The 13,793-nt window shown below is 68.9% G+C and carries 12 protein-coding genes and 1 tRNA gene; 8 read left to right on the plus strand and 5 right to left on the minus strand.

Going from position 1 to position 13,793, the window contains the following annotated elements; all coding sequences use genetic code 11:
- Nucleotide 1: 1 nt before the first annotated feature.
- Both IEX49_RS00100 and IEX49_RS00105 read right to left on the minus strand, forming a co-directional pair.
- On the minus strand, nt 2–1,261 hold the full coding sequence (locus tag IEX49_RS00100) for a fatty acid desaturase family protein (RefSeq protein ID WP_373286651.1): 1,260 nt from the start codon (nt 1,259–1,261) through the stop codon (nt 2–4).
- A 93-nt stretch (nt 1,262–1,354) separates the two neighbouring features.
- Nucleotides 1,355–2,425 (minus strand): ferredoxin reductase, encoded by a 1,071-nt coding sequence (locus tag IEX49_RS00105; RefSeq protein ID WP_188803046.1) that lies wholly within the window; start codon nt 2,423–2,425, stop codon nt 1,355–1,357.
- A 59-nt stretch (nt 2,426–2,484) separates the two neighbouring features.
- Between IEX49_RS00105 and IEX49_RS00110 the strand changes: the two genes are divergently transcribed.
- Nucleotides 2,485–3,798, plus strand: coding sequence for a PucR family transcriptional regulator (locus IEX49_RS00110; RefSeq protein WP_188803048.1), 1,314 nt, complete (start codon nt 2,485–2,487; stop codon nt 3,796–3,798).
- Between the two features lie 23 nt (nt 3,799–3,821).
- On the opposite strand, the gene IEX49_RS00115 is transcribed toward IEX49_RS00110, so the two are convergent.
- From IEX49_RS00115 to mptB (IEX49_RS00125), 3 genes are read right to left on the minus strand one after another with little or no spacing between them, the layout of a single operon-like run.
- Nucleotides 3,822–5,246, minus strand: a complete 1,425-nt coding sequence (locus IEX49_RS00115; RefSeq protein ID WP_229672050.1) for a glycosyltransferase family 87 protein — start codon at nt 5,244–5,246, stop codon at nt 3,822–3,824.
- Nucleotides 5,243–6,874, minus strand: a complete 1,632-nt coding sequence (mptB, locus tag IEX49_RS00120; protein WP_188803050.1) for a polyprenol phosphomannose-dependent alpha 1,6 mannosyltransferase MptB — start codon at nt 6,872–6,874, stop codon at nt 5,243–5,245. Before mptB (IEX49_RS00120) ends, IEX49_RS00115 begins: the two co-directional genes overlap by 4 nt.
- Nucleotides 6,871–8,565: a polyprenol phosphomannose-dependent alpha 1,6 mannosyltransferase MptB gene (gene mptB, locus IEX49_RS00125; protein ID WP_188803051.1), complete on the minus strand. Its 1,695-nt coding sequence runs from the start codon at nt 8,563–8,565 to the stop codon at nt 6,871–6,873. The genes mptB (IEX49_RS00120) and mptB (IEX49_RS00125) overlap by 4 nt, the downstream gene beginning before the upstream one ends.
- Before the next feature lie 85 nt (nt 8,566–8,650).
- Here mptB (IEX49_RS00125) and orn point away from each other — a divergent pair, with 85 nt between their 5' ends.
- From orn to IEX49_RS00160, 7 genes are all read left to right on the plus strand, one after another.
- Nucleotides 8,651–9,283: an oligoribonuclease gene (gene orn, locus IEX49_RS00130; RefSeq protein WP_188803053.1), complete on the plus strand. Its 633-nt coding sequence runs from the start codon at nt 8,651–8,653 to the stop codon at nt 9,281–9,283.
- Nucleotides 9,284–9,368: 85 nt separating this feature from the next.
- Nucleotides 9,369–9,444: transfer RNA gene (locus IEX49_RS00135), tRNA-His, on the plus strand.
- Between the two features lie 148 nt (nt 9,445–9,592).
- On the plus strand, nt 9,593–10,549 hold the full coding sequence (locus IEX49_RS00140) for a TIGR03885 family FMN-dependent LLM class oxidoreductase (protein ID WP_188803055.1): 957 nt from the start codon (nt 9,593–9,595) through the stop codon (nt 10,547–10,549).
- 100 nt (nt 10,550–10,649) lie between these two features.
- Nucleotides 10,650–10,955: an antibiotic biosynthesis monooxygenase family protein gene (locus IEX49_RS00145; protein WP_188803057.1), complete on the plus strand. Its 306-nt coding sequence runs from the start codon at nt 10,650–10,652 to the stop codon at nt 10,953–10,955.
- A 25-nt stretch (nt 10,956–10,980) separates the two neighbouring features.
- Nucleotides 10,981–12,204: an amidohydrolase gene (locus IEX49_RS00150; protein ID WP_188803059.1), complete on the plus strand. Its 1,224-nt coding sequence runs from the start codon at nt 10,981–10,983 to the stop codon at nt 12,202–12,204.
- A gap of 70 nt (nt 12,205–12,274) precedes the next feature.
- The gene (def, locus tag IEX49_RS00155) at nt 12,275–12,874 is read left to right on the plus strand and encodes a peptide deformylase (protein WP_188803061.1); all 600 of its coding nucleotides are present in this window, start codon (nt 12,275–12,277) and stop codon (nt 12,872–12,874) included.
- 29 nt (nt 12,875–12,903) lie between these two features.
- Nucleotides 12,904–13,728, plus strand: a complete 825-nt coding sequence (locus tag IEX49_RS00160; protein WP_188803063.1) for a type II CAAX endopeptidase family protein — start codon at nt 12,904–12,906, stop codon at nt 13,726–13,728.
- Nucleotides 13,729–13,793: the final 65 nt, after the last annotated feature.

Raw genomic sequence — 13,793 nt, forward strand, 5'->3', positions numbered from 1 at the left:
GTCAGGCCTTGTTCGGCAGCGCCAGGCGGAAGATCTTGCCCCAGGTGGAGCCGATCTGCTTGTGCAGGGGCCCGATGTTGTAGGGCAGCCCGTAGCGCTCGCAGATCTCGCGGACCTGCACGGCCACCTCGGCGTAGCGGTTGGACGGCAGGTCCGGGAACAGGTGGTGCTCCACCTGGTGAGAGAGGTTGCCGGTCATGAAGTGCATGGCCTTGGAGCCGGAGATGTTGGCCGAGCCGATCATCTGACGGACGTACCAGTCACCCCGGGTCTCCCCCTCGACCATCTCCTCGGTGAACGTCTCCGCCCCCTCCGGGAAGTGGCCGCAGAAGATCACGGCGTGCGCCCAGATGTTGCGCAGTCCGTTGGCGGTGCCGGTCGCCAGCAGTGCCGCGAGCCCGGAGCCGGTGAGGACCTGCGCCGCCACCGGGGTGGCCGCGTAGTCCTTGGCGAACTGCCGGGCGGCCTTCGCCCCCACCACCTTGAGGTCCCGGACCAGCTCGGCCTTGGACTTCTCGCCGGTCTTGACCCGGTCGAGTTCCAGGTCGTAGAGCGCGATGCCCCATTCGAAGACGGGGGCCAGGCCTGCATTGATGACCGGGTTCAGGATGTGCTTCGGCTCCCAGGGCTGGTCCCGGTCCACCCGCAGCACGTTGTAGCCGACATCCCGGTCCTTGCCGATCACGTTCGTCCAGCGGTGGTGCATGTCGTTGTGCGTGTTCTGCCAGGACTTGGACGGGGTGACGAAGTCCCACTCCCACGTGGTCGAGTGAATGTCCGGGTCCCGCATCCAGTCCCACTGGCCGTGCAGGACGTTGTGCCCGATCTCCATGTTCTCGATGATCTTCGCGACCGTCAGCATGGCGGTTCCCGCCACCCAGGCCAGCTTGTTGTTGGCGCCCAGCAGGCAGGTCCGCCCCCCGAACTCCAGGGCCCGCTGCCACCGGATGACCTTGCGGATGTAGGCGGCGTCCGTGGCCCCGCGCTCGGCCAGGACCGCGTCCCGGACCGCGTCGAGCTCACGGCCGAGATCGGCCACCTGCTCGTCGGTCAGGTGAGCGGCTGCCGGTGGGCGCACGGTGGGGCTGCCGGTGGCCGCCAGGGAGCCCGGTCGCGGCGCTCCGTTTCCCGGCGCACGACGCCGGCCGGGCGCCTCGGTGTGCGGCTCCGGCGGGCCGTCGGGGCCTTTGCCCCGGCCCGGGGCCCAGCTGACCGTGTCCGGTTCGCTGATGGTCTTGGCATGGGTGTTGGTCTTGAACACGAGGCTCCTAGAGGTGGGCGTCGGATGGTCTGGGGGATGCGTGACGACACTGCGGACCGGCAGGCCGTACAGGGCCTGCAGTCCTGCCGCGCGCTACAGCGCGAGACTGACGGGGCCGGCGGCCGCACTGACGCAGGTCTGGATGAGTTCACCGGGATCTCCGTGCACCTCGCCGGTGCGCAGGTCGGTGACCTGGCCGGAGCGCAGCGGGACCAGGCAGGCATGGCAGATGCCCATGCGGCAACCGCTGGGAGCGGCCACCCCGGCGTCCTCGGCGACCTCGAGCAAGGGGGTGTCCCCGGCGGCCTCGGCCTCGAGGTCAGAGTTCTCGAAGACGGCCAGGCCGCCCGCGCCGGCGACCCCGCCGGCCAGGTCCGCCTGGAAACGCTCGATCTTGAGCCCAGCCGCACCGACACCGGTCTCGCGTTCCCAGAGGTCCTCGGCATCGTCAAGGAACCCCGTGGGGCCACAGGCGTAGGCCGCACGGTCACGCCAGTCGGGACACAGGGCGTCCACGGCATGCGGGCCGGTCAGGTCGAGCCGGCCCTCGTCCGCCGTGGCGTGGTGGTGCACCCGCAGCCCGGGGAACTGCTGGGCCAGCTCGTCCAGTTCCTCGCGGAACGGGGAGGATTCTGAGGTGCGGGTGGAGTGGATGAGGACGATGTCCGCATCGGGGCGCCGGGGCACGAGGGTCCGGACCATGGACATCACCGGAGTGATGCCGGAGCCGGCGGTGAGCATCAGCAGCGGCCGGGGGTGCTCGGGAAGGGTGAAGTCACCCTCCGGACGGTCCAGGAAGAGGACATCCCCGGGCTCAGTGTCGCGGACCAGGGCGCCGGAGACCTTGCCGATGTCCGTGACCGTGATCTCCGGATCCTCCCCCGCAGCGGCGGAGAGAGAGTAGGAGCGCCACTGGCGCACCCCGTTGACGTCCACTCCGATGCGAGCCCACTGGCCGGCCTCATGGGACTTCCAGCCGGGACCGGTGCGGAAGGAGATGGTGGCCGTGCCGGGCACTGGACGGGAGACGTGGGTGACGATGCCGCGCAGTTGCCGGGAGGAGTGCACTGGATCCAGCAGGGCCAGGAAATCCCGAGGCGAGCGGGGCGTCGCCAAGACAGAGGAGAACAAGGAGAATACCGACACCAGGGGACGACGAGCCATATGTCCACAATATGCGCCCCGTCAACTAATTTCTGCACCGAACGGATACGATTGCCGCCATGAATCTATCGTCAGAAGATAGTCCTCCATCTCACCCCCTGGCCGGCGGCCCACCAGCGCCGCAGGTCCGGGAGACCCCGCAAGCGCAGCGTTCCCGGGGAGCCGCCGAGGCCAGGGACGCTTCCCGGCCCCCGTGGCTGTCACTGCCCCCGGAGCTGGCGGAACTGCTGGCACCTGCAGTGCCCGCCGTCGTCGAGCAGATCATCCAGACGGTGCCGAACCAGATCCCCGCCTATCAGATCACCAAGACCGAGCGGTTCAGCGAGGTGCTCTTCCTCGGTGTGCAGGGCGCCCTGGAACAATTGCTGTCCCTGCCGGGCACGGCCAATCCTGCCCTGAACGAGGAGTCGCGCGAGCTGGTGGCGGCACTCGGGGCCGGTGAGTACCGGCAGGGCCGCAGTATGGACGCCCTGCTGGCGGCCTACCGCACGAGCGCCCGGATCACGTTCCGCGGCCTGTCCGAGGCGTGTGCCGAGCAGGGCATGGCGATGGACGTGGTGGTGGATCTCGGGGAGACGATCCTGGCCTACATCGACGAGCTGTCCGCCGTGAGCGTTCAGGCCTACGCGGTCGAGCAATCGGCCCACGCGGGCGCTCTCGAGCTGCGGCGTGCCGACCTCGTGGCGGCGCTGGTGGGCGGCGGCGTCGAGATCCACGAGGTGCGGCGGCTGGCCTCGGGAGCCGACTGGCACCTGCCTCAGCGCATGGCGGCGGTGGTGTTGCCCCTGGCCGCGGCGTCCGGGGTCCGCACCCGGCTGGGCACCTCGGGGATCGTGGTGGAGCGCGAGTCCGAGGCTACGGCGATCGTGGCCGCGCCCCAGTCCGAACGCCTGCGCCCCCGGTTGCGGGAGGTCTTCGCCGGCACCTCCGCCGTCCTCGGCCCCGCCGTGGAGTGGGACGGGGTGGCGCACTCCCACCGCGTGGCACGGCTCGTCGCCGCTCAATTGCCGCAACTGCAGACCGAGTCCCCGGGGGACGGAGACCCGGTCTTCGCCTCGGACCACCTGGCACAGATCGTCCTCGGAGCGGAGACCCAGGTGATGGCGGACCTCGCCGCGCGGCGCCTGGCACCCTTGGGTGGGCTCAGCGGCACGAAGCGCGCGACCCTGGAGGAGACCCTGTTGTCCTGGCTGGTTCACTGGGGCCAGCGCAATCCCGTGGCCGATGAACTGGGCATCCATCCGCAGACGGTGGGGTACCGGGTGGCCCAGTTGCGTCAGTTGTTCGGCGGCGAGCTGGATCGACCGGCAGTGCGGTTCGAACTGGAACTCGTGCTGCGCGCCCGGAGGATGGCGGAGGGGCCGGCCGAGTAGAGCGAGGAAAGCGGGGACTGCGGTCAACCGGTCTGGACGCGGCCTCGACCGGCTGGAGGCAACAGGAAACGATCCGGTTCCTCCGCCAGGATTCCCGCTGACGGGTCAAAGGGCGGCAGGGACGCCGCAGGAATGCCGTCGGTGGCCGAGGCGTCGGTGGTGACACCCGGTGCGGAGCGGCGGATCGGGTCACGGTCGGGGTCGAGGATGTCCCGGATGACGGAGACGCAGATCCAGATCACGGCGGCCATGTGCAGCACGATCCCGGACCCGTACCAGAGCGGAATCCATAGCGCTCCCCCGCCGAAGGCACCCTCCGACGTGATGCGGGCAGACTCCATCCACACGCCGCCCCAGTGGTAGACCTCCACCGCCTGCCAGATCCAGAACTGCCGCCAGTTCGGGCGGGCCAGCACGACCAGCGGGATCAGCCACATCACGAACTGCGGTGAGTACACCTTCCCCAGCAGGATGAAGGCCGCGACGATCAGCAGGCACAGCTGGGCCATCCGGGGCCGGTGCCGGGACGAGAGCCCCAGGTAGGCGATCCCCAGACAGCACAGGGCGAACAGTCCGTTCGAGATCAGCGAGAACGTCTCGCCGGACCAGCCGGTCCACGTGAAGGCCAGCCACATCGAGGAGAAGGACACCTCACGATCTCCCGAGAAGGTGTAGAACCGGCTCCACTGGTCGAAGGCGGTCAGCATGAAGGGCACGTTGACGGCCAGCCAGGCCACCGCGCCGGCGGCCAGGGACTTGAAGAAGACACCCAGCTTCCCGGCGCGCCAGCACAGCACCAGGATCGCGCCGAAGAAGAACAGCGGATACAGCTTCATGGCTGCTCCGAGGCCGAGCGCCACTCCGGCGAGGACCGGGCGATTGCGGGACCAGAGCAGCAGGCCGAGGGCGGCCAGCATGACGGCCCACAGGTCCCAGTTCAGGAAGGAGGTCAGGATGATGCCCGGCGCCACCGCCACCATGAGTGCGTCCTTGGACCGGCCGCGTGCGGTGTAGGCGGTCGCCACCACGACGATCAGCCAGCAGAGCAGGGCACCGACCGCATTGATGTCGAAGTAGGTGACCGTCCGTTCCAGCAGCGTCCCGTCCTGGGGCACGAACCACGAGGTCACCCCGGCGACGACGGCCAGCAGCGCCGGGTACTCCATCCATTGGTCCTCCGGCAATGGCGTGAAGAACGGGAAGTATCCCTCGGCCAGGCCACGCGTGGGGAAGAGCTGTCCGAAGTCCGAATAGCACATGTGGATGTGCACCCCCGGGGCCTCCCAGCCGTTGAGGCGGCACCACTGCTTGGACAGCACCGCCACCACGGCCGCCAGTAGGGTCGCCCCCACCAACACCAGCAGCAGCCGACGGTCCGGGCCGCCGGCACGGGCCACTGCGTGAGACCCCGCCGTGGGTGCGGCCTTCGCTGGTCCGGTCTGGTTCACAAGGTCTCCTGATTGGTCTGGCGAGTGGTGGCGTCCGGGCGTCTTCGCGACCTCCACCGTGCAGTGAAGGGGAACAGCCTGGACGTCTTGGGATCGAGAAAGACAATGAACACCATATAGGCGAGCCCGACGACCGCAGCGGTGATCCGCACCCAGAACAGGGAGATCCACTGTGCCACGGAGAGCTGGTCCACCACGCCGACCACCACGAGCACCATGACCAGCAGGTACAGCGTCCACACGGGCCATCCGCGCCAGCGCTGGACGACGGCGAACATCGGCAGCACCCACAGTAGGTACCAGGGCTGGATGATCGGGGCGAGCAGGACGGCGGCCAGCAGGGCCAGGCCGGTGGCCAGCACGGGGTGGACGGGCCGGCGCGTGAGGGCCAGCCAGGCGGTGAAGACGACCGCCACGACCTTACCCAGCGTGTAGACGAGGTCGGCGACCGTGCGGGCCTCCGCACCGGCCACCGCCTCCACGGCCCAGCCGACCCCCAGGCCGAGGATCCCGAAGGGCGCATAGGGGAAGGCGGCACCGCCTGAGGTCAGCATGGCCGGGATCCAGCCGAACCAGAGCCCGGTGAGGGCGCCCATGCCCGTCAGCACCACCGCCGCCACCAGCAGGCACCAGGTCCAGACCTTGGCCCGCGCGCCCCAGTGCGGAGACCCTGGAGCGCCCCGGAGCAGCAGCAACCCGGCGAAGGGCAGCGCGAGGACCGTCAGCGGCTTGATGGCGATCGAGAGGGACACGAGAACGAGCCCGGCGAGACTGCGGCCGCGTGATGCTCCCGGGGTCAAGAGCACGAATCCGGCCAGCAAGAGGCCCACCATCAGCGAGTCGTTGTGGATGCCGGCGATCATGTAGAGCGCGAACAGCGGGTTGGCCACGGAGATCCATACCGACCACCCGGGTTCGGTGCCGAACCGCCGGGCCAGTCGCGGCACGGCCCACAGGCACAGGGCCAGCCCCGCCACCGAGACGAGGCGGAACAGCAGCAGGGCCGGCTCCGGGCTGCCGCCCGTCAGGAACCAGACGGCCCGGGCGATCAGCAGAAAAACGGGGCCGTAGGGCGAGGGTGATTCGGCCCAGATGGAGTCCGCACCCTGCATGAACCAGCCGGGCAGTTCGGAGATCCAGTCCTCGTAGGGGTTCAGTCCGGCATGCAGGAGCCGCCCCTGGCTGAGGTAGGAGTAGACGTCTCGCGAGAACACGGGGAAGGCCACCATGAGCGGGGCGGCCCACAGCCAGGTCGCCCGGATCACCACCGGCCCGGCCGTGGCCCAACGGCCCTCCAGGCGTTGGCCCAGTCGCAGCCAGGCCCGGACCAACAACAGTGAGCCCAGGACCAGCAGGATGGCGCAGACCACCACGCCCACCGGTTCCACGCGGAGCGGGTTGAGCACGGTGGTCCGGGCGAAGACCGACGCCGGTGTCATGGCGAGCCAGCCGACACCCCAGGAGCCGAACATGATCAGGAGTGATCCGATCAGCCCCTGCCACAGGCTGGGGGCCGTCTCCTCGTCCGGACCACCGACCAGTCGGTGGGTCAGCGGGAAGGCGCCGAGCCGGCGTCGTAGTCCGGCCAGGGCTCCGGAGGCGTCGCCCGGGGGTTCGGATGCGGTCACGAGGGGGTCGTCCCCTGGTCTGCCCGTTCGTCCCCCGTCCGGCCCGCCGCCCGGTCAGGCTTTCCGGTGGAGGCGACGCCGGCCTGGGAGCCGGGTTCCATTCCGGGCGTCATCCCGAGGGAGTCCTCGGAGGCGTCGGCATCGTCGGCGGCGCCGCGGCCTCTGAGCCGGGCCACCGTCCGGCGCAGGGCGGCCCGCACGTGCCACTCCTCCTTCAGGATGGAACTGGTCCAGGGGTCCAACAGCAGGATCCACAGCATGCAGGCCCAGGACAGGAACGTGGCCAGGTGGGCCAGCTGCTCACCGATGCCGAGGAACTGCCACACGAACAGCTGATCGGCGGCGCCGAAGGCCACGAAGAAGGCCACCGTGAACACGACCCATTTCAGCTGCCAGTCACTGCGGATCCCCAGCACGGCGAAGAACGGGAGGAGCCACAGCAGGTACCAGGGCTGGATGATCGGCGTCAGCACCACCAGTGCGGTGAAGGCCCACGTCAGCCGTTGCATGAGGTGTTCGTGCCGGCCGCGGAACATGAGCCAGACGACGATGAGGATGGACAACAGGCGGCCGGCGGTCTTGAAGGCGTCGAGCACCCAATTGTCCTCGAACCCGAGCGAGCCGAGGATCACCTTGGTGCCCTCGGCCAGGATCCCGACCGGGGACCAGGGCACGGAGCCGGTTCCGGTGCCGAGCATGACCGTCAGCCACCCGAAACCGAACTCGTTGAGCAACCCGACCACGACCATGATCGCGCCGGCGATCCCGGCCGTGAGGAACCAGTAGCCGAAGCGCCGGGCCCAGCTGGCTCCCCGGCCGGCCCAGAGCAGGCCGATGAAGGGCAGCAGCACCATGGTGATCGGCTTGATGCCGAGCGAGGCGGTGACCAGCAGGACACCGAGCAGCCCCCGGTTGGTCGCCGCGTACCAGACGCCGGCGACCGCCAGGCCGACCATCAGCGCATCGTTGTGACCGGAGGCCACGAAGCTGATGAGGAACAACGGGTTGGCCACGGTGATCCACTGGGCCCGGGCCGCATTCGTGCCGAGCAGGGCGGCCAGCTTCGGGACGTAGATCATGATGAGTACCACGCCGGCCACGGCGACGAGGCGGAACAGGAAGATCGCCAGATCAGGGTCGTCCGGTCCGGCCACGGCCATGACGAACTGCTCGATCCACAGGAACACCGGCCCGTAGGGGGTCTCGGTCTGCGCCCACGTGGTGTCCGCGCCCAGCTGGAACCAGTTGGAGAGCGTGGAGATGCCATCCTCGTAGGGATCGCGGTCGGCGATCATCAGCCGGCCCTGGCCGATGTAGGCGAAGATGTCCCGGGAGAAGATCGGCAGGCAGGCCAGCAGCGGCACGATCCAGGCCGTCGTCGTGAGCGTGACGATCCGCAGCGTGCCGGGGCCGAAGGGCCGCAGGACCTGGCCCAGGCGGAGCCAGCCCCAGAACATGAGCCAGCAGCCGAGGGTGAGCACCACGGTGCCCGTGATGACCCCGGATTCGGTGGTGCGCCACGGGATCAGCCAGCCCCAGCGGTTGATCGGTGACACGGAGGCCAGCCAGCCCACGGACAGCGATCCGGCCATCACGGCCACCGAGCCGACGAAGCCGAGGACGGCCGGGATCCACACCGAGACCGTCCAGGAAGCGGAAGAACGTTCCGTCCGGGTGCCGGACACATTCATCGCAGGCGGGTTCCTTCCGTGGCTTGGCGGGCCGTCTCAGGGCCTTCCACAAAGTACCACTGGGCATCAGGCTACTGTGGGAGGCGTGGCAGCTACTGCAGAGAACCTCGTATGGATCGATTGTGAGATGACCGGGCTGGACCCCGTCAAGGACGCACTGGTGGAGATCGCCGTCCTGGTGACGGACTCCGAGCTCAACGTCCTGGGCGAGGGGGTGGACGTGGTCATCAAACCCCCACGTGAGGCGTTGGACCAGATGGTCCCCTTCGTGCGGGACATGCACACCACCTCAGGACTGCTGAACCGGCTGGACGACGGCGTCTCCCTCGCCGAGGCGTCCGAGGCCTGTATGGCCTATATCACCCAGCACTGCCCGCAGCCGGGCAAGGCGGTATTGGCCGGCAACTCGGTGGGCCAGGACAAGCTGTTCCTCACCCGGGACCTGCCGGCCATCACGGACCACCTGCACTACCGGATCGTGGACGTGTCCACCCTGAAGGAGCTGGCCCGCCGCTGGTACCAGAAGGCCTACTTCCAGGCGCCGGCCAAGACCGGCGGACACCGCGCCCTCGGGGACATCATCGACTCCATCAACGAGCTGCGGTACTACCGTGAGGCCCTCATGGTGCCGGCTCCCGGCCCGGACTCGAAGACCGCCCAGCGGATCGCCGCCGGCCTGCAGGCAGTGGCCGCGCCAGAGGCCTCAGCCGAAGCCTGACCGGACGGCGGGGCCGATTCGGACCCACCGCGAAATCCATGTATGATGGAACGCGCTGTCAAGGTCCGTTCAGCGGGCCAGCATGGTGGGTATAGCTCAGCTGGTAGAGCGTCTGGTTGTGGTCCAGAAGGTCGCGGGTTCAAGCCCCGTTACTCACCCCAGAGACGAGGCTCGGACTTCTACGGAAGTCCGGGCCTCTGTCGTTTCCACCGTCGCTTGACCCAGTTCCGGTCATTGACACGACCTTCTCCCCCTGCCTGCTGGCGCCTGCCTGCCGAACACTCATGTGAGGTCTGCTACAAACAGACCATGACGGTGTACGGATTCCATGCCTCCCATGAGCAGATCTCCCCGCGGCAACTCCTGGCGGACGTCCAGCTCGCCGAACAGGCCGGCTTCGCCGCGGCCATGTGCTCGGACCACCTGGAACCGTGGTCCGAGCGCCAGGGTCACTCCGGCATGGCCTGGCCGTGGCTCGGTGCCGCGCTGGCCACCACGAACCTGACGTTCGGCACCGTGACCGCACCCGGACAGCGCTACCACCCGGTCGTCGTCGCCCAGGCCGTGGCCACGTTGGGTCAGATGTTCCCCGGCCGGTTCTGGACGGCTCTGGGCTCCGGACAGTATGCCAACGAGCACGTCACGGGTGAGGCCTGGCCACAGAAGGAGGTCCGCCAGCAACGGCTCGAGGAGTGCACCGACATCATCTCCCGGCTGCTGGCCGGTGAGACCGTCTCCCATGACGGCCTCGTGCAGGTCGACGAGGCCACCCTCTGGGAGGTGCCGGATCCCAGACCGGCCCTCATCGCCCCGGCGATCACAGTGCCGACCGCCGTGCGGGGAGCCCGATGGGCGGACGGACTGATCACCATCAACCAGGACCGGGACACCCTCCGGCAGATGCTGGACCGGTGGGACGAGGCTGGCGGCGCCGACCACCGTATCCTGCAGATCCACCTCTCCTGGGCTCCGACCGAGCAGGAGGCCTTCGCCCTGGCCTACGAGCAGTGGCGCTCCAACGTCTTCGCCCCGCCAGCCAACACGGACCTGCGGCGTGAGGCCTATGACGCCGTCAGCGCGCAGGGCATCACGGAGGGACAGATCCGCTCCTCCGTGATGGTCGGCTCCGACTTGGGCGAGATGACCCAGCGGATCCACGACATCGCCACCCTGGGCTTCGACGCCGTCTACCTGCACCACGTCGGCCAGGAACAGCGCCCCTTCATCGAGGCCTTCGGGGAGCACGTCCTGCCGAAGCTGGGCTGACCGTCTCGGTCGGCCATCACGGCTGGTCATCACAACGCGGGCGCGCAGGAGCCCGTGCCCTTAGGATGGCCGTGACCGCCGCCGTCGAAAGGGCCCTTCCATGTCCGTCGTCAAGATCAATGCCATCAGCGTCCCCGAGGGGTCCGGCTCCGAGCTCGAGTCCCGCTTCGCCGCCCGCAAGCACGCGGTGGACAGCTCCCCCGGGTTCGAGGGCTTCCAATTGCTGCGTCCTACAGCCGGCGATGACCGCTACTTCGTGGTCACCCAGTGGGCCACCGAGGCCGATTTCCAGGACTGGCGGGACAACCGGGCCGCCGCGGCCCATGGCGGGCCGGAGGGAGAGCAGCGCAAGCCCGTGGCCACCGGCGCCGAACTGCTCGAGTTCGAGGTCGTCGAGCTGGACTGACCTGCCGATCGCACCAGGAGGTCTGATGACTGTCCACCCGTTCCTTGACAACCTCGACACGCAGCTCGACTGGCAACGCGAGCTGTACCGCCACTTCCACCGCCATCCGGAGCTCGGCCTGGAAGAACACCGGACCGCCGACCGTATCGAGTCGGAGCTCACCGGGCTGGGACTGAACGTCCAGCGCATCGGTGGCACCGGCGTCGTGGGCGTCCTGGAGAACGGCGCGGGACCCACGGTGCTGGCCCGTGCGGACATCGACGCGCTGCCGGTCACCGAGGACACCGGGTTGGAGTACTCCTCCACCGTGGACGGGGTCATGCACGCCTGCGGTCATGACCTGCATATCACCGCGCTGCTCGGGGCCGTCAAGCTGATGGCCGAGAATACGGAGGCGTGGTCCGGTACCTACATCGCTCTGTTCCAGCCGGCCGAGGAAACCGCGGCCGGGGCCCAGGCGATGATCGACGACGGACTGGTCCAGAAGCTGCCGAGACCGGACGTGGCGCTGGCCCAGCACGTCATGCCCGCCGAGGCGGGCACCATCGGCACCGCGCCGGGCCCCGTTCTGTCCGCCGGCGACTCGCTCAGGATCACCGTGCATGGCCGCGGAGCCCACGGCTCGATGCCGCACACCTCCGTGGACCCGGTGGTGCTCGCCGCCTCGATCGTGTTGCGCCTGCAGACGATCGTGTCCCGGGAGACCGAGCCCGGCCAGTTCGCCGTGGTCACGGTGGGAGCTTCCAACGCCGGAACGAAGTCCAACATCATCCCGGACCGCGCCGAACTGCTACTGAACCTGCGGACCTATGATCCCGCGCTGCGCAGACAGGTCATCGCCTCGATCGAACGGATCGTCCGGGGCGAGTGCGCCGCCGCCGGGGCGCCCCGGGAGCCGGAGTTCGAGTACTACGACCAGTTCCCGCTGACCAGCAACGATGCGAGCGCGCACCGGACGGTAACCGAGGCCTTCACCGACCACTTCGCCCCCGGGCGAGTCTTCGAGGCCGTCCCTGCCACCGCCTCCGAGGACTTCAGCCGCATCCCCGACGCCTTCGGCATCCCCTACGCCTATTGGTTCGTGGGTTCCGTGGCCCCGGAGACGTTCCGCGCCGCCGTGGAGGCCGGCACGGTGTCCTCGGCCATCCCGGCCAACCACTCGCCGTTCTTCGCCCCGGCCCTGGACCCGACGCTGGAGATCGCCACCCGCGCACACGTGGTGGCGGCGTGTGCCTACCTGACGCCATAGCCGGGCCCGGCCGTCGCGGAGACTAGACTCTCTGCTGTCCCGCACGGCACCTGAAGGAGCATCCACCGCCATGACCATCCGCCCGATCACCATCCACGGCGAGCCCGTCCTCCACCGACGGGCAGCCGAGGTCACGCAGATCGACAACGAGATCCGGGCGCTGGTGGCTGACATGTTCGAGACCCAGGACGCCGCCCACGGCGTCGGGTTGGCGGCACCCCAGGTGGGCGTGGGACTGCGGATCTTCACATGGACCTTCGAGGACTCCGGGGACGCCCCGGCACGCGGGCACGTGATCAACCCCGTGCTGACCCGGATCGGCAAGACGTCCCAGGAGGATCCGGACCCAGACGAGGAGTCCGAGGGCTGCCTGTCCGTGCCCGGCTACAGCTTCCCGCTCAAACGCTCCGACCACGTGCGCCTGACCGGCCTCGACGTGGACGGCAATGACATCGACTTCGAGGGCACCGGCTGGTTCGCCCGCGTCATGCAGCACGAGTACGACCACCTCGACGGCTACCTCTACATCAACCGCCTCAACGGCAAGTGGACCCGGCGGTGGAAGAAATCCCTGCGCCGCGAGGGATGGACGGTGCCGGGCCACACCTGGCTGCCCGGCGTGGACCCCGACCCGTTCGGTCACGACGACGTCCCGGAGGACGACCAGTAGCTGACTCGCGACGCTGGGATACAGGGCCCATGCCGCCCACTGCCGCCTCGTCCGTCGATCGCACCCGGATCTCGTCGGGGTCACTCGCCGCGGCCGCGGGAGTCTCGGCGTCCGCGTTCGTGCTCTTCGCCCTGCTGCTGCCCGGCTGGGGGCATGCACTGCTGGGGCTCAGCGTGCTGCTGGCCTGGCGGACGGACAGGGAACTCGGGCGGGACCTGACGCTGATCGGCGCAGGCATCGCCGTCGTCAGCACCACGTCCGTGGAAGCCGACCTGCGCTGGGACCGGTTCTTCCTCCTGGGCGCGGTGCTCACCGCCGCCGTGGCCGTCCCGCTGGCGCTGGACCGGCTGTGGCTGAGACGCCGTGCCATCGTCTATCCATGGCGCACCGGCAAGAGGTGGACCCGGGTGCAGTGGTCCTATGTGGTCGCGGTGCCGGTCCTGGGCTGGGCGATCCTGCCCGCCTACTTCATCCACTCCGGCGCCTACCGGAACTGGCCGGCCGTGGAGGGCCCCTCCGAACTGGCGCGGTTCCTCATCGGGGTGAACTTCGTGGGCCTGTGGGACGAGCTGTTCTTCATCTGCACGTGCTTCGCCCTGCTGCGCCGCCACTTCGGGCTGTGGACGGCCAATGTGCTGCAGTCGGTGATCTTCGTGTCCTTCCTCTGGGAGCTCGGCTACCGGTCCTGGGGACCGTTGCTGACCATTCCCTTCGCACTGCTGCAGGGATGGATCTTCAACCGCACCCGCAACCTGACCTACGTGGTGGTGGTGCACCTACTGTTCGACGTCATCGTGTTCCTGGCGATCGTGCACGCCCACCACCCGGACGTGTTGCGCATCTTCGTCTACTGAACCGCGGGAGCACTCCGCTCCCCGGACAGCACGACGGCGGCCGGTCACCTCCGTACGGAAGGTGA

Source organism: Citricoccus zhacaiensis (assembly GCF_014645315.1).
Lineage (GTDB): Bacteria > Actinomycetota > Actinomycetes > Actinomycetales > Micrococcaceae > Citricoccus > Citricoccus zhacaiensis.